Below are 18,737 nucleotides of genomic sequence, written 5' to 3'. Positions count from 1 at the left end.
TGACGTCCTGCGATCACTTGCTCCCCCTGGCTTTCAGAATGAAAGCATAGGGCTCCACCGTGAGGCTGAGGCCAAGGAGGTCAGCCGTATATTTCAGGGCTTCACTCAGCGGCACGTCGCGCAGATCCAGCGATATGGTTGCACTCGCGGGCATGTCCTCGGCTCTCACCACGATGCCCAGCCCCTTCTTGTCGGGATCGAGCTCGCGCGATTTGGCGCGGAGAAACTCCACAGCCTCGGCCGCTGTCGCGCCTTGAAACTGCACCCGCGGGATGATGATGGCGGCAGCCTTGGCCTCCAGCGGAGAGGGCTTGGCAGCGAGCACCAGGGTGGTGGGTGAAGCTGGAGCGACTGCTTTGCCGGCAGTGAGGGCTTCGACGAACACGCTGGCGTTCTGCAGTTCCCCCTCGGTGTTTCGGATGATAAGCTGCGTGCCGTCTGGTGTGATCGTCACGGCGGCCCCATCAGGAAAGGCAACGCCCTGATTGGTGAGCCAGGACTTCGCATTGCCTATCTTTGCCGCACCGCCGGCTGGCAGCTTGTAGGAACGGGTGAACATTTTGGCAGGAGCGTTCGCCGGACCGACGAAGATGGCGGAGGCTTCATAACGCACTTTGCGATTGCTGAGCTCTCCAACGTAATAGAGAGCCTCGCTGATGGGAATCGTGATCAAATCGAGAGTAATCTCCACATCCTTTTCGAATTCAGGATCTTCGATGACGATGTTCAGGCCTTTGTGCTCGGGATCCAGCTCAGTGGCCTGCTGACGCACAAAGGCGACGGCCTGCTCCAGGCTGGCTCCTTTCAGATTCATGCTGGCGATGATGAGCTTGTTCGCCTTGGTCTTCAGCGGGTTTTCAGCGGTGGCATCCGGGGCTGCGCGCAGCTGTGCCGCGGCACATAGGGCGAGCATTCCAAAAGCCAGCACCAGGCCGGTGACGGCACCACGCAGGCTGTAAGAACTGCGATTGCGAGAGCCGTCCATGATGGCGGAAAGACGAGTCTCCAAAGTGGAGGGCTGGGCCATGGCCATGACGGGCGCATGCAAGCCGCCCGCTGCCTGCACCCCACGCGCGGCCTCCAGCAGTTGCAGTGCATAATCTTCTGCCGCTGCTCCGGAGCTGATGACGAGATCGTCCGCCGCCTGCTCCTGGACGGTGCGCCATGATTTGGCCGCGAGCCAGACGAGCACATTCGGCCAGTAAAAGGCAGTGATGAAGGTCGTGATGAGACGCGTTAGCGCATCGCCGTGGCGGATGTGGCCCATCTCATGGCGCAGCGCGGCTTCGAGGCTCGCGGCATCCCATTGCAAAGCATCGGCAGGCAGCAGCAGCACTGGATGGAGGGTGCCCCAGGTCAGGGGGACGCTGACGTGAGAGGAGACGCGCAGCGCAATGCTACGCCGCACGCCGGATTCCGCGGCGATGCGTGCTGAAAAGCCAAGTACGCGTGCATCTTCCACAGGCTGGCTTTGAGACTTCAAACGGCGCAGCTGCAGGCTGCCAATGGCGCGATATGCCAGGAGAACGGCGCATCCGGCGAGCCATACGAGGGCCAGCCACTGCCCGGTGCTGAATGAGAGATGAAAACTCGATGGCGCAGGCTGTGCCGCAGGTACAAAGGTCTCCGCTGTTGAATGCAGCACTTCGGACGACGCCAAGGGCGGCGGTGCCGCCATCTCCGGCTGCATCAGTGCTATGGACCAATAGGGCTGCCACAGCAGCGTGAGCGGCAGCAGGAGCAGCGCACCGAAGGCGGTCAGCCACACGACGCTGCGCTGCGCCGCCGAGGCGCTGCGCCAGACGCTCTGCGTGGCATAGGCGAGCAGCATGATGCTGGCGCTCTTGGCCAGCAGGTCGAAGACTTGGAACAGCACGGGATTCATGGGTTGGTTGGGTTAGCGGTTCTTGGCCTGTTTGATGATGGACTCGAGGCGCTTGATCTCCTCGGGTGAAATCTTTTCCTTTCCGTCCACCAGCGCGGCGACGGCATTGACGAGCGAGCCTTCAAAGAAGGTGTTCACGAGGTTCCTGAGCGCGGAGCGGCTGGCCTTCTGCGCAGGCTCGGTGGGCAGGAAGATGTAGCGCCTGCCGTCTTCCCGATGCTTCAGCACCCCCTTCTCCTCCAGGATGCGCAGCAGCGCGCGCACGGCGGAGTAGCTGGGAGCATCCGCCATGGCTTCCGCGACTTCGGAGGCGGTGGCCTCTCCCTTCGCGTAGATGATGTCCATGATCTGACGTTCGCGACGGCTCAACTGGCTGGCTTTTTCCGACATGCTAAATTATTAGCACATAGATGCAGCCGGACGCAAACACAAAGTGCTAAATATTTAGCAGATGTTTTGCGCGAGGGATGAAAACACTGTTCCGCTCCTCGATCGCATCATCTCAATCTGGACAAGCACGCATCACGAGGGGGACGATCCGCCGTGCATGAAGTTCGCGGCCTCTGTCTTCTCGCGTCAGCCTTGCCGCTGGCGGTTCACTTCGGCAGGCGCTGCAAGTTGGAGTTCAGCTGCTGCAGCATCTTGGTGCTGGGATCGTCCGGGCCCAGCTTGTTCAGAGCCGCGGCAAAAGCCTGCTCCGCCTCCGTCCTTGCCTCGGCAAACTTCTTTTCAAGCACGAGGCAGAGCGCAAAGTGGTAGCGGAAGTTCAGCGTGTCCGGATGGTCCTTGCCGGGAAATTGATCCATGAACTTCAGCAGTGAGCGAAACTCCTGCTCGGCTTCCGCGAGCTTCTTTTCATCACGCAGCGTGATCGCCAGATTTCCGCGCGCCATGAGGGTGGGCTGCTGATTCGGCCCCATCACCCGTTCCTCCGCTTTGATCAGGTCCCTCAGTTCCGTCTCCGCCTCAGCATGCTTGCCCTGATCACTGAGCACGGCGGCGAGGTTGGCGCGATTCAGGAGCGTGGCGGGATGATCCTTGCCGTAAACGCGCTCCAGTTCCTTCACGACGGCGCGGGTTTCTTTTTCCGCCTCCTCGTATTTGCGTTCCTCATGCAGGTTCTCCGCGAGAGCATTGTGCATGCGCAGGGTTTCCGGGTTGTCCGCGCCTGCGTGCTTCAGGTGCCCCAGCCAGGCCGCGCGGAATTCCGGCTCCGCCTCCTGCACCTTTCCCTGCGCGCGCAGGCAGGTGCCCAGCGCGCCCTGGCATTCCGGCAGCAGCGCGTTGTCTGCGGCAAACATGGTTTTAAAATCATTGATCAGCGAGCGCAGCACCGCCTCCGCCTCCGCGTATTTGCCCTCCTTCATGAAGTCGCGCACCGAGGCCTGCTGCTTGCGGATGTCCTCGGCCTTCTTCTTGAGTTCCGGCGGAAGACTGGCCGGCAGCTTCATTTCCGCAGGCGGCGTAAGCGCTGGCGCAGGGGCGGGCGCGGGCGCTGCCTCAGACTTGGGAGGCTCCGCGGAGTGCAAGGCGGAGGCGGCCGTCAAAAGGAGCGCAAAAGGGGCAAAAACGAGGGCTGGCTTCATGGAATGCGGCAAGGAACGCAGAGTGCGCGGGATGTCTTGTGTTTTCGGCACCCCGCCCGCCAAATCCACCGCCGCCCTCACGCAAGCTGAGCAATGACCTGGGCCGCGATGATGCGCAGCAGCATGGTGAGCGGATACACCGTGGCGTAGGCCAGCGCGGGTGAGTCGCACCGCGCCATCGTGGTGGCAAAAGCGAGCGCGGGAGGGTCCGTCATTCCTCCGGAAAGCAGGCCGCTGAGCGTCATGAAATTCAGACGGTGAACCTTCCGGGCGAAGCAGCCGACCAGGAGCAGCGGCAGCATGGTGACGAACACACCGAGCAGCACCCACTGCAGCCCCTGCGCGGAGAAGACCGTGGCGGCAAAATGCGCGCCAGACAGCAGCCCCACATTGGCCAGAAAGAGGATGATGCCCAGCTCCCGCAGTGCGCGGTTCGCATTGAGCGGCATGTGCATGACCATGGGGCCCAGACGGCCAAGATGGCTCATGAGGATGGCCACGATGAGCGGGCCGCCTGCGAGGCCCAGGCGCACCGGCGCTGGCAGTCCTTCGATATGGATGGGGTAGAGCCCCAGCAGCACACCCAGAAGGATGCCCGCAAAGATGGCGGCAAATTTCGTCTCCTGCAGCATCTGCACGGCATTGCCCAGCTTTTGCGTGGCGGCGTTAAGGGACTCGTCATCACCCACCAGCTGCAGCATGTCGCCAAACTGCAGGCGCACCTCCGGCAGCGCGGTGAAGATAAGATCGCCACGGCTGACGCGAGTGACTGCGACGCCATGGAAGTGTTCGAGACCGAGTTCATGCACCGTTTTCCCGAGCAGCTTTTTGTTGGTCAGCACCACGCGGCGGTAGGTGATCCTGCCGGGAGCCTTCATGAGGTTTTCAGCACTCACACTGCCGATGACCAGACGGAACTGCTCCAGATGCGGCTGCGTGCCCACGGCCATGATGACGTCTCCCACATGCAGCCTGGTTTCCGGCGTGGCCGCGACGACCTCCGCCGCAGCCGCCGGACGGTGGCGGGACACCACGACGCTGTTTTCCTGAATGCCTGGCACATGGGAGATGCTCACGCCTTCGAGGTTCGGATTGTCCACCCGCAGGTTCATGCGCTGCAGGGGCTCGACGCCCGCGCCCTGCTCCCGCAGGAAGAGATCCGCCTCCTGCTTCACATCCACCTTGAACAGGACGCGCAGCACAATGAGCGAGACGATGATGCCCACAATGGCCAGCGGATAAGACGCCGCATAAGAGAGCGCCGGCAGCGTGACCAGCGCATGGTCGGCGTGGGCGGAGGCCAGCGCCTGCTGCGCGGCACCCAGCGCAGGCGTGTTGGTGGTGGCTCCGGCAAACAAACCCGCCACCGCAGGCAGGGGCATGCCCAGCATCCATCCGCCGGCCAGGGCCACCACGGCGCCAAGAAGCACCAGCGCAAAGGCGTAGGAGTTAAGCAGACGACCCTGCCTCCGCAGCGAGGCGAAGAAGCCCGGCCCCATCTGCATGCCGAGCGCGAAGACGAAGAGCACCAGGCCAAACTCCTTCAAAAAGTGCGCCACCTCCGCATCCGGCTCCATGCCGGAATGCGCCGCCAGCAACCCCGCAAAAAGCACGCCGGCAGTGCCAAGCCTCACCCCTCTGATGCGGATGTGCCCGAGGCCAATGCCACCGAGAATGACGATGCTGTAAATGAGCAGATCACACGCGACGGGATTGTCCTGATGCAGGCGCTGAAGAAATGACATGGATGCCTCATAGGCACGAAAGGTGCCAGAGGCGCAAAGCTTTTGTGTTTCATTTTTGCCTTCGCAGCACACCTCGGCTGTCATTCAGTGTTCGGGATTTGTCACGGGCGTTTTTACTCCGGCAGGTCGGCGCTGTTTGTGCTTGTACCGCAGGCATGAACCCTGGTGCCCCTTCTCTCTATGAACGTCTCGGCGGCGAAGAACTCATCTCCGCCCTCATTCCCGCCTTCTATGCCCGCGTGCTGGCAGATCCAGAACTCGGGCCCTTTTTCAAACACACGGAGCTGGAAAAACTGCACGCCATGCAGCGCGAGTTTTTTGTGATGGCCACGGGCGGGCCGCTAAAGTACAACGGCCGCCCCCTGGCGCATGCCCACCACGGACGCGGCATCACCCGGCAGCACTTTGCCCGCTTCACCGGACATCTGACGGAGACGTTGTTTGACCTGGATGTGACCCAGGAGGAGGTGGACGAAGTCATCCAGCGCATCAATGCCATGACCAACGAGATCACCGGTGCCTCCTACTGATGCCGCCCTTCCGCATCTTCCTCGCACTGCTCTGCCTGCTTGCGGCGCTGCCCGCGCATGCGGATGAATGGTGGGCCTGGTCCAATGTGGACTACTACCGCAAGCCGCCGTGGACCGGCAGCGTGTTCATGGGCAACTTCGCCGATGAGGTGGACGGCTCGTATGCTCAAATCGTGACCCCACGCCTGCGCTATGCGGCTTCCTCCTGGCTGGACATTGGCGTGGGCCTTTCGATGCTCAGGCTGGAGAACCTTGCCACTCAGGACCGCTACGACCAGATCCGCATGGAGCTGGAGATCAACCCGCACTACGATCTGACCAAGCAGCTCCGCGTGGAATGGCGCAACCGCATGGAGTGGCGGGAAAACCAGGGCGCGCCCTCGGCCACCAACCGCTCCCGCCACCGCATGCAGCTGGCCTACACGCTGCCGCAGCCGCTGGGCCCGCTGACAAGACTCTTTGCCAATGACGAATGCCTGATGGACCTGCATCTGCGCCGCGAGACGGAGAACCGCTTTGTGCCGCTGGGACTGACGTTCAGGATCACCGGGTCGATGGACTTCGACCTCTTCTACATGATCGACTCCAAACGCACCAAGACCACCTGGAAGCACGAATCCGTGCTGGGCACGTATTTGAGGATCCGATTTTAGAGAGCGGATGAAATGGCGGCTTTGGTTGCCTAACCAATGGTTTAAAGCGTAGAGAGAGGCATGCCCCAGCACTCCAACGCACGCCTGTTCGTGTGGTTCCGCATCCTCTTCAACTGCCGGTTTTACTACCCGGTGTTTACCATTCTGTTTCTCGATCTGGGACTGAGCATCGGAGAATTTGCCGCGCTGAATGTGGTGTGGGCGCTGACCAGCGTGGTGCTGGAGGTGCCGTCCGGGGCGCTGGCGGATCGCTATGGACGCCGGCCGCTGGTGGTGGCGGCGGGCGTGCTGATGGTGCTGGAGATGGCGGTGCTCTGCCTCATGCAGCCGGGGCACCATGATCTGGTATTCTGGCTGTTTGTGGTGAACCGCGTGCTCAGCGGCGCGGCGGAGGCCAGCGCCAGCGGTGCGGACGAGGCGCTGGCTTATGATTCACTGCCGGAGGCCGAGCGCACGGTGCTCTGGCCGCAGGTCATGGCCCGGCTCTCCCGCGGCATGGCGCTGGGCTTTGTGGTGTCGTCCATCCTCGGCTCGGTGCTGTATGATGCGCACAGCTTGACGAAGGCGCTGCAATTCGTGGGCATCGATGTGACGGTGGCTAAAAGCGTCTCCATGAGACTGCCGCTGCTCCTCTGCCTGGGCACCGCGCTGGCCTGCCTAGTGGTGACGCTGCGGATGACGGAGACGCGCTCCCCTGCCCCAAAGGCTCCGCTGCTCCAGAGCATCCGCGAGACCTGGGTGTCCATCCTGCAAACGGGTGGCTGGATGTGGCGGACGAAGGCGGCCTTTGCGCTGATCCTCTTTGGCGTGGTGTTTGACAGCATGATCCGCCTCTTCCTCACGGTGGCGAGCAACTTCTACCGCCTCGTCGGCATCGAGGAAGGCTGGTATGGGGTCATCGGCACCGGGGTCTCCCTGCTGGGGCTGGCGACCGCGGGCCTGATGGAAACGAGCGCCAAGGCGATGAGCGCCCGGCAGAATTTCACCTGGCTGGCCCTCATGGTGTTCGGCGGACTGATGGCGGCGGCGCATCCGCAGCCAGGCTGGGCGGGCATCGCGCTGGTGGTGCCTCTGTTTCTGAGCATGCGCTTCCTGCAGTTCTTTCTGTCCCACTACCTCAATGAGATCGTGGACTCCGGGCAGCGCGCCACGGCGCTGAGCTTTCGCGGGCTGACGATCAATCTGGCCTATGGACTCCTGACGCTGCTCTTCGGCTGGCAGACGAAGTGGGAGGCAGGCTGCCTCCACCTCGGCACGGACGATCCGCGTGTCTTTGCAGAATCCCTCACCCTCTGGCCCTGGTGGTTTGCCGGCACTATGGCGCTCTCAGGTGGCTGGCTGGTACTACGTCGTTTTTCCGGGCACCCAAGAAAAGAGCATTGAACGAAGTCTGGAGAATCAGCGTCATTAAGAACATTCGACAAACAACCGCATTCCACGCAAACTGCCCCTACCATGAAAGCGCCCTTTTTCCTCCGCCTGTGTCTGGCCGCGATCGCGGCCTTCTCCTTTGTCCAATGTTCCTCCACGCCGAAGACGCGCATTGAGAAGAACCCGCAGATGTTTTCCAAACTGAATGCGCAGGATCGCAACCTTGTCTCAAAGGGGCTGATTCGTGAAGGCATGACGCGGGATGCGGTGTTTCTCGCCTGGGGCAGGCCGGATGCCGTCTCGGTGGGAGTCAACCGCGGCCGCTCGGGCGAAAGCTGGACCTATGAAGGCCAGCGGCCGGTGCGCTCCATGAACATGAGCATGGGCTTCGGTTTCGGCGGGTTTGGCTATGGTGGCTGGGGCCCGTATGGCTACGGCGGCCTCGGCGGCTACCCCATGTGGGGCAGCGGCACGTCTGTGACCTACATCCCCTACACTGCCGGTGTGGCGGACTTCGTGGGCGGGCGCGTGGTGAGCTGGAAGTCCACGGCGCGCTAGCTCGCTAACCCCTCTGCATCGCCCGGATGAGCGTACCCGAGGAGCACCTGGCCTCCCGCCGCAGCCTGAAGTCCCGCGACACACGCTGGGCGCATGGCATGGCCGGCTGGCTGGCACGGGCCGGGGTGTCTCCCAATGCGATCTCGGTGCTGAGCGCCGTCTTTGCCGGCGGTGCCATGGCCTGCCTGATGGTGGCGGGAGATCAAACCAGCACGCCCGGCATTCTGGCGGTATGGCTGGGTGCGTTCGCATGCATCCAGCTGCGGCTGATCTGCAATCTGATGGACGGCATGGTGGCGGTGGAGGGCGGCAAAGGATCTCCCGTGGGAGCCATTTACAATGACGCACCCGACCGGGTGGCGGATGTGCTGATCATGGTGGGGGCCGGTTACAGCGGCGCGGGGGACCCGGGCGTGGTGAAGCTCTTCCATGTCATTCCCATGGGCTGGTGCTGTGCAGTCGTGGCGGTTTGGACAGCCTACATCCGAATGCTGGGAGCGTCCCTGACAGGCAGGCACGACTTTCGCGGCCCCATGGCCAAGCAGCACCGCATGGCCGTGCTCTGCGGCGGCATTTTGGTGGAGCTGACCCAGCACCTCATGGGCTGGGAACGCTGGGGCATCCTGACGGCGCTGACGGTGATCTTTTTCGGCGGGCTGTGGACCTGCTGGAGGCGGCTGGCGGTGCTGGGACAGGCGCTGGGCAAGTGACGAGGCTCACGGATTGAAGCTGGCCGAAAGAGGGGCGTGTTCGGCCCAAAGCGCATCTCCTCTTCCCCTCAAGCGCATCCCCACTCGTTCAAAGTATCCTTGGGGGAGAGGCAAGGGTGAGGGGCATCCCGGGGACATCGCAGCGGTATGCCGCTCCCTCCATTGTTCCTTTGTTCGCCTTTTTTGCTCGCCGCCCGTCCGAGTCGCCCGGTTTCACAAGGGCCGGCGCGTTTCGCAAAAATGCGGCAAAAATCAGAGATTGCTTTCAGCGCGGATTTAACTCACAATAAGTGTTCTAAAAGGAAAGTTAACAATCAGATATTGTTAATAAAATGCGAATCCACACCCTCCTCCTTCTCAGCCTCTGCGTCAGTCTTCTGGCATCTTGTGAATCCTCAGGCATCTTTGGGAAGGGCACTCGAATCACATCCGTGCGGACCACGGCCTACACTCATGGCGAGGCCGATCATATCGTGTATGGCGCGAAGACCGCCGTCGGCACGCAGCTGAAGTATGGGAATGTGCGCAGCGCCGCTGCGGACTGGTCCGTTTATCCCGTGGGCACCATTTTCCAGATCGAAGGCCTGCCCTATGTGTATCAAGTGGACGACTACGGCTCCGCCTTGGTGGGCACCAACACCATCGACCTCTACAAGCCGGACAAGGCCACCATGAAGGCCTGGGGCGTCCGCAATGTGAACATTCGCGTGCTGAAGTGGGGCTCCTTTTCCAAGAGCCTCTCCATCATGAGAGAGCGCCAGGGCTACGAGCACATCCGCCGGATGGTGGCCCGCATCCAAACCAGCACCTAGACCCCGGTTTTACTCTTTTCCCGGTGACCAAGCAGGAGCGTGCGGACTATATCCGGAAACGGCTGGGGCAGTTGTACCCAGAGCCGCCCATTCCGCTGGATCACACGGATGCCTTTACCCTGCTGGTGGCCGTACTGCTCTCCGCCCAGTGCACGGATGTCCGGGTGAATCAGGTGACCCCTGCCCTCTTCAAGCTGGGGCGAACTCCAGCCAAACTGGCGGCAGCTCCGCTGGACGAGATCGAAGCCATCGTCCGCCCCTGCGGCCTGGGACCGCAGAAAGCCCGGGCCATCAAGGAGCTCTCCCGCATCTTGACGGAAGAGCACGGGGGCGAGGTGCCTGACTCCTTGGAAGCGCTGGAGCGGCTGCCCGGTGTCGGGCACAAGACGGCGCAAGTGGTGATGGCGCAGGCTTTTGGTGTGCCGTCGTTTCCTGTGGACACCCACATCCACCGTCTGGCCCAGCGCTGGGCGCTCACGGACGGGAAATCGGTGGTGCAGACCGAGCGGGATCTAAAGCGCCTTTTTCCCGAAGATTCCTGGAACAAGCTGCACCTGCAGATCATCTACTACGGCCGGGAGCACTGCCCCGCCCGCGGCTGCGATGGGACCGTCTGCGAGATCTGCCGGACCTGCTTTCCCAAGCGGAAGAAGGCCGTTGAGACGCGGAAGAGCTGAGCGGAGGAGAGATGCACAAAGTACTCGTGAGCTTTAGCTCACTCTGGGAAGCGCCCTTCAGCCGGAAAGGCAGCGCAGTTCCCAGAAAAGGAACTCAGGGTGCTACGGCGCTCTTTCCGGAGGCGAGCTGAAGCTCACGAGTACTTTTCCCAGGCGCACAAAGTAGTCCCGAGCTTTAGCTCGCTCTGGGAAACGCCCTTCAGCCGGAAAGGCAGCGCACTTCCCAGAAATGGAACTCAGGGCTCTGCGGCGCTCTCTCCGGAGGCGAGCTGAAGCTCACGAGTACTTGTTCCCAGGCGCACAAAGTACTCGTGAGCTTTAGCTCACTCTGGGAAGCGCCCTTCAGCCGGAAAGGCAGCGCACTTCCCAGAAATGGAGCTCAGGGCGCTACGGCGCTCTCTCCGGAGGCGAGCTGAAGCTCACGAGTACTTGTTCCCAGGCGCAGAAAGTACTTGTGAGCTTTAGCTCGCTCTGGGAAGCGCTCTTCAGCCGGGAAAAGCACCGCTTCACGGAAGGCGGAGCTCAGGGCGCGGCGGAGCTCTTTCCGGAGGCGAGCTGAAGCTCGCGAGTACTTTCCCCTGCCTTACCAGCGCAGACGCAGGGTGGTGCGGAAGGCGCGGGTGGAGTCCCCGAAGTCGCCGCCGACACCCACGTCAAACATAGGCAGCACACGGAAGTAGGCCGTCAGGTCCACCATCTTGCTGTCGTAACGGTCCGCGCTGGAGACGGTGACGCCGCCCTGCAGTTCCAGCCAGTCCAGCGGCGTGTAGCGCAGGGCCGGACGCACGTAGATGGAGCCATCGCTGAAGCTTACGGAGCTGTCCTTGGCTTTCAGGCTGGCATAAATGAGACCGGCTTCAGCCACAAACGTGAGCTTGTCGTTGATCAGCGAGGTGTGGAAACCCGCGCCCGCCTGGATGCTGGCGAAGTCGTAGTTGGACTTGGTGGCCCCGGCGACGATGCCGCCACCGCCTGACCCGCTGCCCCAGGAGGCACCAAACTTCAGATAGAGCGGGTTGAAGAGAGCCACGGTCAGAGTCGCACCGATGGTGTTCGCTCCCGCGAGGTCCCCGTGCTTGGGTGCCAGATAGCGGTAGTAAGCCTCGATGTTGTTGAAATTGACCATGTTAGGTCCGGATCGAGGCGAGCCGCCGTAATTGCCGTAGTTGGCAGAGGTGGGCTGGGGAGAGGAATAGTTGCTGACGCCCTGAGGAGTGTAGGAAGACATCTGCCCCGGCATGGGCGCGGAGGCATACGGGTCCGCTGAAGGAGGCGGCGGCGTCACGCCCGGAGTGACCGTGGAAGGTGGCAGGGAGTTTGGGTAGGCCGGCACGCTGGGGGTGCCGCCGTAGCCGGGAGGTGGGGGTCCGTAGCCACTGGGAGCTGTGCCATAACCGGGAGGTGGAATACCCATGACGCCGCCACTCGGCTGCCCCAAGGCACTCTGGCACACGGCAACGCCGAGAAACAAGGCGCAAATGAAAGTCCTTTTCATGACAAGTAGGGCAACTATTGATTATTCAGATAACTTAAATATTCTCTCAAATGAATGGTTTTGGCAAATCTTTTATTAAGTTTTGAGATTTCGATTCAGTCCAGTCGCTACAGGGGTGGGGACAAGGCGGAGCTTGGGAAAGGGAGGGACCGAAAGCGCGTGAGCGTCTTGGAGTGCGGTCGCGAAGATGCAAGGCGCAAGCCTGCATCGCAGCTACCGCTTTTGCAGGCTGGACGGCAGGCTCTAGCCGAAGATTATTCGTCAGCCCCATCGAAAGCGGTGCCGACGAGGCAAGGCTTTGCCCCTTGCCTCTCTGTCACCGCACTCCACGACGCTGTCGCGTTTGCGAATGCCCCTTCCCTTCCCTGAATACCGAAATGGATGACCTACGGATCCGAGGAACGCGAGACAGACGAACGAAGTGAGCCCGCAGGGTGAGTGAAACGAATCAACTCGGAATACACGGCAAGGGATCTGTCCAAACCGCCCACTCAAAAAGACGAGTTCATTGGCATGGCTTCTCGCCTCACGCCGTTTGTTCCGTGTATTCCGTAGGCCGTCTTTTCCGTTTCTACAGCTACTTCCTCAACCAGCGCGGAATGACGACCAGCAGGGCCAGTCCGGCGGCCATGGTGGCGATGTAGGGGCCTTTGCCGGGCTGGACTTCGGCCTGAGGTTTCTCGGGGACGATCTTCACGGTTTCAGGGACTGCGGCGGGTTTGGCGGCAGGAGCAGGGACGGGTGCGGGAGCTGACGAAGGAGCGTCGGCGGGTTTCAGTTCGGCAGGCTGGGGGGCGGCGAGGGCTTTCTCCCAGTCGAGATTGAGCAGGATGTCCCAACCGGGGTTTTCGTTTTTCAGGCGGCAGCCGCAGCGGCCGACGAGGAACATGCAGGCGTTTTCCAGCGCGGCATCGTCCAGGATATTGAGCGGCCAGGCTCCGAGCACGCGCCCGCGGCCAAAGACCACGCTGGCAAAACTGGTGGTAGCGGGATCGATGGCGGCCTGGGGACCCGCCAGCATGCGCAGCAGGATCTGCTCGGCGGGGTCATTGCGATTGAGCCTGAGGGTGGCGAATTTAAGCTTCAGGGGCGGGCCGGGGCCGAGCTGGCTGTCGGGGTCATTCGGGTCTTGGATGGGCAGCGCGGCCACCTGCTCCAGAAACTTGAGGCGTTTTTCGATGCGCTGGACTTCCGCCACATCCACTGGAGAGCCATTGTCCGCGATGACCCAGATGAGGGAATCGCCCGCGAGGATCTGCTGCACGATTTTCTGCCGACCGGGCGAGTCCAGCGCCGCAGCGAGCGTGGCGGCATCCAGCTTGCCGGACCAGATTTTCTTGTCGCTGTCCCGGGAGGAGAGGAGCACCGCCTCCTGCTGCGCGGGATCTTTGGAGGTGGTGATGTCGAGGTTGGCCTTGCCATTGGCACGCATGGGGCGCAGCAGATCCTGGATGGCGGGGTCCTTGGCCACGGCGGGCGGCAGCACAAGGTGGAACTTGTCCGCCTCCCAGCGGTCCAGCGCGAAGCGGAACACGGGGATGGTGCATGCCAGGGCGCTGGTGGTGCAGAGGGCGATGAGGAGGATGAGGCGCTTGTAGGGCATGGGCGGGGATGAATAACGAATGTCGAATGCAGCGGCTCCTACGGAACTATCTTTCTCTGCCTCCTGCTCCTCCTTTTACTCCCTGTCCCGGAAAGGGGGCAGGAAGAGGAGGAGGAAGACGCCGGAGAGTCTGCCGGCGCATGGTTGGCCATGGGGCGTACGAATGTCCTCGAAGTCGGGTGGTTTGGCGAAAAGAAGTTCATGTGTTTGAGGAGGCGGTATTCGCCAAACACACCCAACCTACGGTCCAGCAGGCGCGGCCTCTTTTCGTCATTCGTCATTCGTCATTCGTCATTCGTCATTCGTCATTCGTCATTCGTCATTCCCCGTCCTCATTTCCCGAAGCACTGCAGCCTGCCATCCATCGTGCTCACAAAGACGCAGCCCTGGGAGACGGTGATGCCGTCCCACACGGGAGGGCTGGTGAGGTCGAGGCCGCTGCTCTGCTCGCCGGTTTCGGTGTTCACGGCCCACATCTTGGCGCCACGCCTCCCTTCCAGCGCTTCATCCTGCTCCTTGAGTTCCTGGAGGATGGCGGGGTCTTTGGCGGCGAGGCGTTCAAAGGCGTATTCTTCATCGATCATGTCCGGTGCGCCGCTGACGAGCACCGTCTTGCCGGCCAGCGCCATGCTGCGGGCGACGATGGGGACAAAGCGGTCCCAGCTGTGCTGCACGAAGCTGCCGGCGTTTTTGTTTCTGCCGCCGCCCTTCGCATCGGCACCGCCCTTGAACCAGAGCGCACCGCCCACCTTCCCCTTCCCTGACTCCACACCGGCACCGACGCCGTGCACTTCATTGCCGGAGTTGTCGCGGGAGTCGCCGTTGTCGAAGTTGCAGTAGAGGATGGCATCCTTCGGTTTCGCATCGGGCTGCTCAAAGCGCTCCTGCACTTCGGCGGCGCTGAGGGCCTTGTGGTAGATGACCAACTGGTCCAGCAGTCCGCTGTAAGCGCCGGCGTTTTCCTCGGCCACGCCGGTGCCATTGCCGACGATCAGCGGATTCGCGGGCTTGGCGGCGACGAGGTCTGAGGCCGAGCCTTGGGCCACCAGCTTGCCATCGATATAGAGAGTCATCTTTTTGTCGGCGGCGAGCACACCCGCGATGTGGTGCCAGCCATCTCCCAGCGCCTCGGCAGAGGCGATGCTGGTGGCTTTGGTGTCGCTGCGAATGTGGAACTGCGGCTTCTTGTCGTGGAAGTCCAGAGACACGCCCTGCTTGGGGCCGCCGTGGTTCAAAATCGTGCCGCTGGCCTTGTCTGGCAGCACCCAGGCCTCGACGGTGATGGCGGTCTGGGCGGGATCGAGGATGTCCGCAGCCGGGAACTGCACGCTGCCGGGCAGCGGTGCGGCACCTGCACCTGCCCGGGCACCGCCTTTCGCAGCGCCCTTGGCGTCTCCTTTGCCGGCCATCTCCGCACCTTTCCCTTTGCCCTTGCCCTGGCCTTTCTTTCTAGCTTCCGCCTGGGCCTTCAAAGTCTCGCTGTGGCCGACCTGTGTCTCCCCCTTGGGCTGCACGGCCAGGGGCACGCCTTTTTCATCAAGCACGACGCTGTTGCCCTTGCGCTCGGTGGTGGCGGCCTCGGTTTCCATGGCTTCCTCCGGCGGAGCCTTGGGTGTGGCATAGAGGGTGTACTCCATGGTGGTGGTCCACTTATAGTACTGAGCCTCGCGACCGTAGGAGTACACGTTCTTGTCATCATGCACCAAAATGCGGCCCGCAGGCGCATACTTGCCCGCCTGGAAGTAGCCGCCGTGACCACCGGCAAAGCTCTTGCCATACACCCAGTAGCTGCGATGGAAATTGGAGTCGTCCAGGAAACCCATCGGCGCAAAGAGGTGCTGCCCTTCGCCTTTCTGCGCGCCGCCCTGCTTGTCAAAATCTCCGCTCACAGGGCCGATCTCCACGCGCTTGCCGTCCACACCGATCTTCTGCGTGCGCAGGAAGGTCCACTTGCCGTCGCTGCTGAGGATGTCGTTCAGAGCCACGGGCATCTGCAGCGTCTTGTGGCGGTCGTTCAAATCGCCGCCGGTTTCGGGGTCGCGGTCGTCGTAGTTGATTTTCACCTTCATCTCGCCGGTCTTGGCATCCACGCGGTAGAACCACAGGCCGCCATCGAGGAAGCAGGAGTGGCCGGAGACGAAGCTCACGAGGCCGTTTTCCACCAGCACGCTGCCGTGCACGGGCCACACGCTCTCCATCATTTCCCACGCGCCGTGGCTCATCATCACCGGAGCGCCCTGGAATTTCCACACCAGCGCACCGTCCTTGGCACGCAGGCAGTACACATTCCCGTCATTGCCACCAATATAGACGCGGCCCTGCCAATACGTGGGCGGCGAGTCCATGCGACCGCCTGCGATGAAATGCCAGGCCTCCTTGCCGGTGGCGGAATTGAAGGCATGCAGCGTGTGTTTGTCCACCTCCGACACAAAGGTCAGACCGGCGGCGCTGGTGGTGGTGCTCAGCGGTGGGGTGAGCTTCACCTCCCAGGCGAGTCCGAGATCCTTCTTCAGGTCCTGATTGGAGAAGCCGCTGCGCGCATTGTCGGAGCGATACGTCGGCCAGTCCTTGGAGTCGGCGGGCTTTTCCTCGATGGCTTCAGCGTAGGCAGGCCCCTTGGTCAAACGGGCGCTGTCTGCGGTGTGCGGCGGCATGGGGTAGCGCGGTGCGGAGGCCATGGCGGCCATGCCATCGAGCTTGGCCTCGGGGTAGCAGGCGCAGTTGTGCGGACCGGCATACGTCAGTCCATTGCAAGGCAGCACGCCATAAAGGCAGGCGCCGCGCACCCAGTGGTTCAGGTCCCAGTGCTGCTTGGCCATGTCCACATACTCGATGCCGGTGCGCGAGGGGATGATGTAATTCTCCGTGGCCTTGGCCATGTAGCAGCGATGGTGGAACCAATACGTTCCCTGCGGCACGTCGGGGTAGAACTGCTTCTTCACCTCGCCCGTGAGCGGATCGCGACCGGTGTACTCGCCGGTCTGATTTCCCTGCGTGGTGCCCGCATTCCAGACCAAGCCCTGCGCCACGATGACATCCTCCATGCTGCGGTAGCCGCTCTTTTCGTGGGAGGATTTCCACAGTTCCTTGCCCGTGTCCGCATGGATGCCCTTCATCAATCCATCGCCGCCGGCGTAGAGGATCACGTCGTTGTTCAGCACCACGCGTGGGGCAAAGTTGAACTCATAGAGCTTGCGGCGCGCCTCGGGCACATCGGCAAACAGCACCTTGCCCGTCTTCACATCGCGGCTGGTGAGGCCGTCGCCATTGTAATACACCATGCGTTTGTCATCGAGAGCGATGGTGATGGGCCCGACCTTGTCATCGACCTTCCAGATCGTCTTGCCGGTCTCGGCATCCACGGCCATGAGGTGCCGTGTTTTGCCATCCCAGTTGAACTCCGTCTCCACGCGCTTCTGATCGCTCTGCTGCTTCACGGCGAACTCCTCGTTCAATCTCCAGGCCTCGGGATTCACCAGCGAATAGAGAATGCCGTTGCGGTAGAGCAGTTCCTCCGCGCCCTTGGTTTCTGGATATTCGCGGATCACCTCGCCCGTCGCACCATCGAGGCAGGTGATAGGATCGCTGATGCCAAGAGTCACATAGACCTTGTCTCCAATCGCCGCGAGACGGCGGGTGAGCTGCGTGGGGCCGGACTTCAGCGGCCACAGGTGCGTGCTCCACTGCGGGATGGCCTTTTTCCACAAGACGGTGCCATTGAAGGCATCGCGGGCGATCAGTGCAAACTTGGCCGGCATGAGGATGGAGATGCGGCTGCCCTCGTCCATGATGTAATAGAGACGTCCGCCCGCGCTGACTTCCGCGCTCACGGAGGACATACGATCATGATGGCGGCTCCAGCGTGGATTTCCCACCCACTGCATGCGCGAAGGCGGACCGGTGAGCATGTCCTTGGAGGTGGGATTTCCCTTCGAGTCATACGCATAGTGCGTCCACTCATCCATGCCCTTCGGCCAGGGCTTCACGATCTTCTCCCAGCCGCCGCCCGCCTTGCGCACCATCGCCACGCCCAGCGGTGTGAGCACGCGATCGATCTCCGCTTTGTCCACCGCCGCCGCGTCTTCGACCACCAGCAGGTTCACATAATTCTCGATGTACGGGAGATGCTTTCCGTCCCAGGTATCCACCGCCACCGGACCGTATTTGCCCGTATGATGGATCGCCTCCCGGATGATCGGCAGCGCCGCCGCGTCCTGCGTCAACCCCTGCACCTGGTAGCTGGCACTGGGCCGCAGCGCCAGCGTCGTCTTGCCATCGCCACACCCCACATGCACCACAATCCCGCCTTTGACGCCCGATTGAGAGAGCAGGTCAGCCGCATCATCGGCCAGAGCGAGCAGCGAGGAAGAAAGAAGGAGGCAGGTCAGAAGACGTTTCATGGAATGGAGTGACACCGCCTAACGAAGGGGACCACCGGGATGTTTCGGAGTGTTTTTTTTGGCAACTCGCGACATGCCCCCTTTCAAACAACCCAGCGCCGATGCGCAGCATCTTTGGAGTGCGGCCGCGCAGATGCACGGCGCAAGCCTGCATCGGAGCTGCCGCTTTCGAGCGTCCCGCCGCAGGCGCAAGCTCACCGGCCTGCGAACGCCCACCTGATCCCTCCATCAAATAACTCTCGCCGTACGGACATCCTCCCCGCCTGCGGAAAGCGGTAGCTGCGGTCGTGCCTCCCTCCGCGACCGCACTCCATAGCCTGCTACGAAAGCACCAGCGCCCATTTGGAGTGCGGCCGCGCAGATGCACGGCGCAAGCCTGCATCGGAGCTGCCGCTTTCGTGCAGCCCATGGCAAGCGCAGGCTCACCGGCCTGCGAACTCCCACCGGCTCCCTCCATCAAAAACTCTCGCCACACGCGCACCCTCCCCGCCTGCGGAAAGCGGCAGTTGCGGTCGTACCTCCCTCCGCGACCGCACTCCATAGCCTGCCACGAAAGCACCAGCGCGCATTTGGAGTGCGGCCGCGCAGATGCACGGCGCAAGCCTGCATCGGAGCTGCCGCTTTCGTGCAGCCCATGGCAGGCGCAAGCTCACCAGCCTGCGAACTCCCACCTGCTCCCTCCATCAAATGACTCCCGCCATACGCGCACCCT

The 18,737-nt window shown here is 62.2% G+C and carries 14 protein-coding genes; 7 read left to right on the top strand and 7 right to left on the bottom strand.

What is annotated here, in order from left to right:
- Window positions 1-13: 13 nt before the first annotated feature.
- The 4 genes from ACILSO_RS29495 to ACILSO_RS29480 form a co-directional block, all read right to left on the bottom strand.
- Complete coding sequence (locus tag ACILSO_RS29495) at window positions 14-1,885, bottom strand: M56 family metallopeptidase (RefSeq protein WP_395741084.1); 1,872 nt, start codon at window positions 1,883-1,885, stop codon at window positions 14-16.
- A 12-nt stretch (window positions 1,886-1,897) separates the two neighbouring features.
- Entirely contained in the window at window positions 1,898-2,275 is a 378-nt protein-coding gene (locus tag ACILSO_RS29490; protein ID WP_395741083.1) for a BlaI/MecI/CopY family transcriptional regulator, read from the bottom strand.
- Window positions 2,276-2,481: 206 nt separating this feature from the next.
- On the bottom strand, window positions 2,482-3,471 hold the full coding sequence (locus tag ACILSO_RS29485) for a tetratricopeptide repeat protein (RefSeq protein ID WP_395741082.1): 990 nt from the start codon (window positions 3,469-3,471) through the stop codon (window positions 2,482-2,484).
- Between the two features lie 77 nt (window positions 3,472-3,548).
- Window positions 3,549-5,216, bottom strand: coding sequence for a putative transporter (locus tag ACILSO_RS29480; RefSeq protein ID WP_395741081.1), 1,668 nt, complete (start codon window positions 5,214-5,216; stop codon window positions 3,549-3,551).
- 155 nt (window positions 5,217-5,371) lie between these two features.
- Between ACILSO_RS29480 and ACILSO_RS29475 the strand changes: the two genes are divergently transcribed.
- The 7 genes from ACILSO_RS29475 to nth all read left to right on the top strand — a co-directional run bounded on the left by ACILSO_RS29475 (window position 5,372) and on the right by nth (window position 10,527).
- Complete coding sequence (locus ACILSO_RS29475; protein WP_395741080.1) at window positions 5,372-5,746, top strand: group 1 truncated hemoglobin; 375 nt, start codon at window positions 5,372-5,374, stop codon at window positions 5,744-5,746.
- Window positions 5,746-6,399 carry a DUF2490 domain-containing protein gene (locus tag ACILSO_RS29470; protein ID WP_395741079.1) on the top strand — a complete coding sequence of 218 codons (654 nt, stop codon included), beginning with the start codon at window positions 5,746-5,748 and terminating at the stop codon, window positions 6,397-6,399. Before ACILSO_RS29475 ends, ACILSO_RS29470 begins: the two co-directional genes overlap by 1 nt.
- 60 nt (window positions 6,400-6,459) lie before the next feature.
- The gene (locus ACILSO_RS29465) at window positions 6,460-7,782 is read left to right on the top strand and encodes an MFS transporter (protein WP_395741078.1); all 1,323 of its coding nucleotides are present in this window, start codon (window positions 6,460-6,462) and stop codon (window positions 7,780-7,782) included.
- A gap of 72 nt (window positions 7,783-7,854) precedes the next feature.
- The gene (locus ACILSO_RS29460) at window positions 7,855-8,328 is read left to right on the top strand and encodes a hypothetical protein (protein ID WP_395741077.1); all 474 of its coding nucleotides are present in this window, start codon (window positions 7,855-7,857) and stop codon (window positions 8,326-8,328) included.
- A gap of 26 nt (window positions 8,329-8,354) precedes the next feature.
- A complete protein-coding gene (locus tag ACILSO_RS29455) occupies window positions 8,355-9,038 on the top strand; it encodes a CDP-alcohol phosphatidyltransferase family protein (protein ID WP_395741076.1) in 684 nt (227 codons plus the stop codon).
- A gap of 332 nt (window positions 9,039-9,370) precedes the next feature.
- Window positions 9,371-9,850: a 3D domain-containing protein gene (locus ACILSO_RS29450; protein ID WP_395741075.1), complete on the top strand. Its 480-nt coding sequence runs from the start codon at window positions 9,371-9,373 to the stop codon at window positions 9,848-9,850.
- Between the two features lie 23 nt (window positions 9,851-9,873).
- Window positions 9,874-10,527 carry an endonuclease III gene (nth, locus tag ACILSO_RS29445; RefSeq protein WP_395741074.1) on the top strand — a complete coding sequence of 218 codons (654 nt, stop codon included), beginning with the start codon at window positions 9,874-9,876 and terminating at the stop codon, window positions 10,525-10,527.
- 583 nt (window positions 10,528-11,110) lie between these two features.
- Here nth and ACILSO_RS29440 read toward each other — a convergent pair.
- The 3 genes from ACILSO_RS29440 to ACILSO_RS29430 all read right to left on the bottom strand — a co-directional run bounded on the left by ACILSO_RS29440 (window position 11,111) and on the right by ACILSO_RS29430 (window position 18,025).
- Complete coding sequence (locus ACILSO_RS29440; protein WP_395741073.1) at window positions 11,111-12,022, bottom strand: hypothetical protein; 912 nt, start codon at window positions 12,020-12,022, stop codon at window positions 11,111-11,113.
- A 577-nt stretch (window positions 12,023-12,599) separates the two neighbouring features.
- Window positions 12,600-13,625, bottom strand: coding sequence for a hypothetical protein (locus ACILSO_RS29435; protein ID WP_395741072.1), 1,026 nt, complete (start codon window positions 13,623-13,625; stop codon window positions 12,600-12,602).
- A 332-nt stretch (window positions 13,626-13,957) separates the two neighbouring features.
- Window positions 13,958-18,025 carry a PQQ-binding-like beta-propeller repeat protein gene (locus tag ACILSO_RS29430; RefSeq protein ID WP_395741071.1) on the bottom strand — a complete coding sequence of 1,356 codons (4,068 nt, stop codon included), beginning with the start codon at window positions 18,023-18,025 and terminating at the stop codon, window positions 13,958-13,960.
- Window positions 18,026-18,737: the final 712 nt, after the last annotated feature.

Origin of the sequence: Prosthecobacter sp. (assembly GCF_044226605.1) — a bacterium.
Taxonomy (GTDB): domain Bacteria; phylum Verrucomicrobiota; class Verrucomicrobiia; order Verrucomicrobiales; family Verrucomicrobiaceae; genus Prosthecobacter.
The sequence above is the reverse complement of the archived record's forward strand: the minus strand, read 5'-3'. Positions and strand labels throughout refer to the sequence as shown.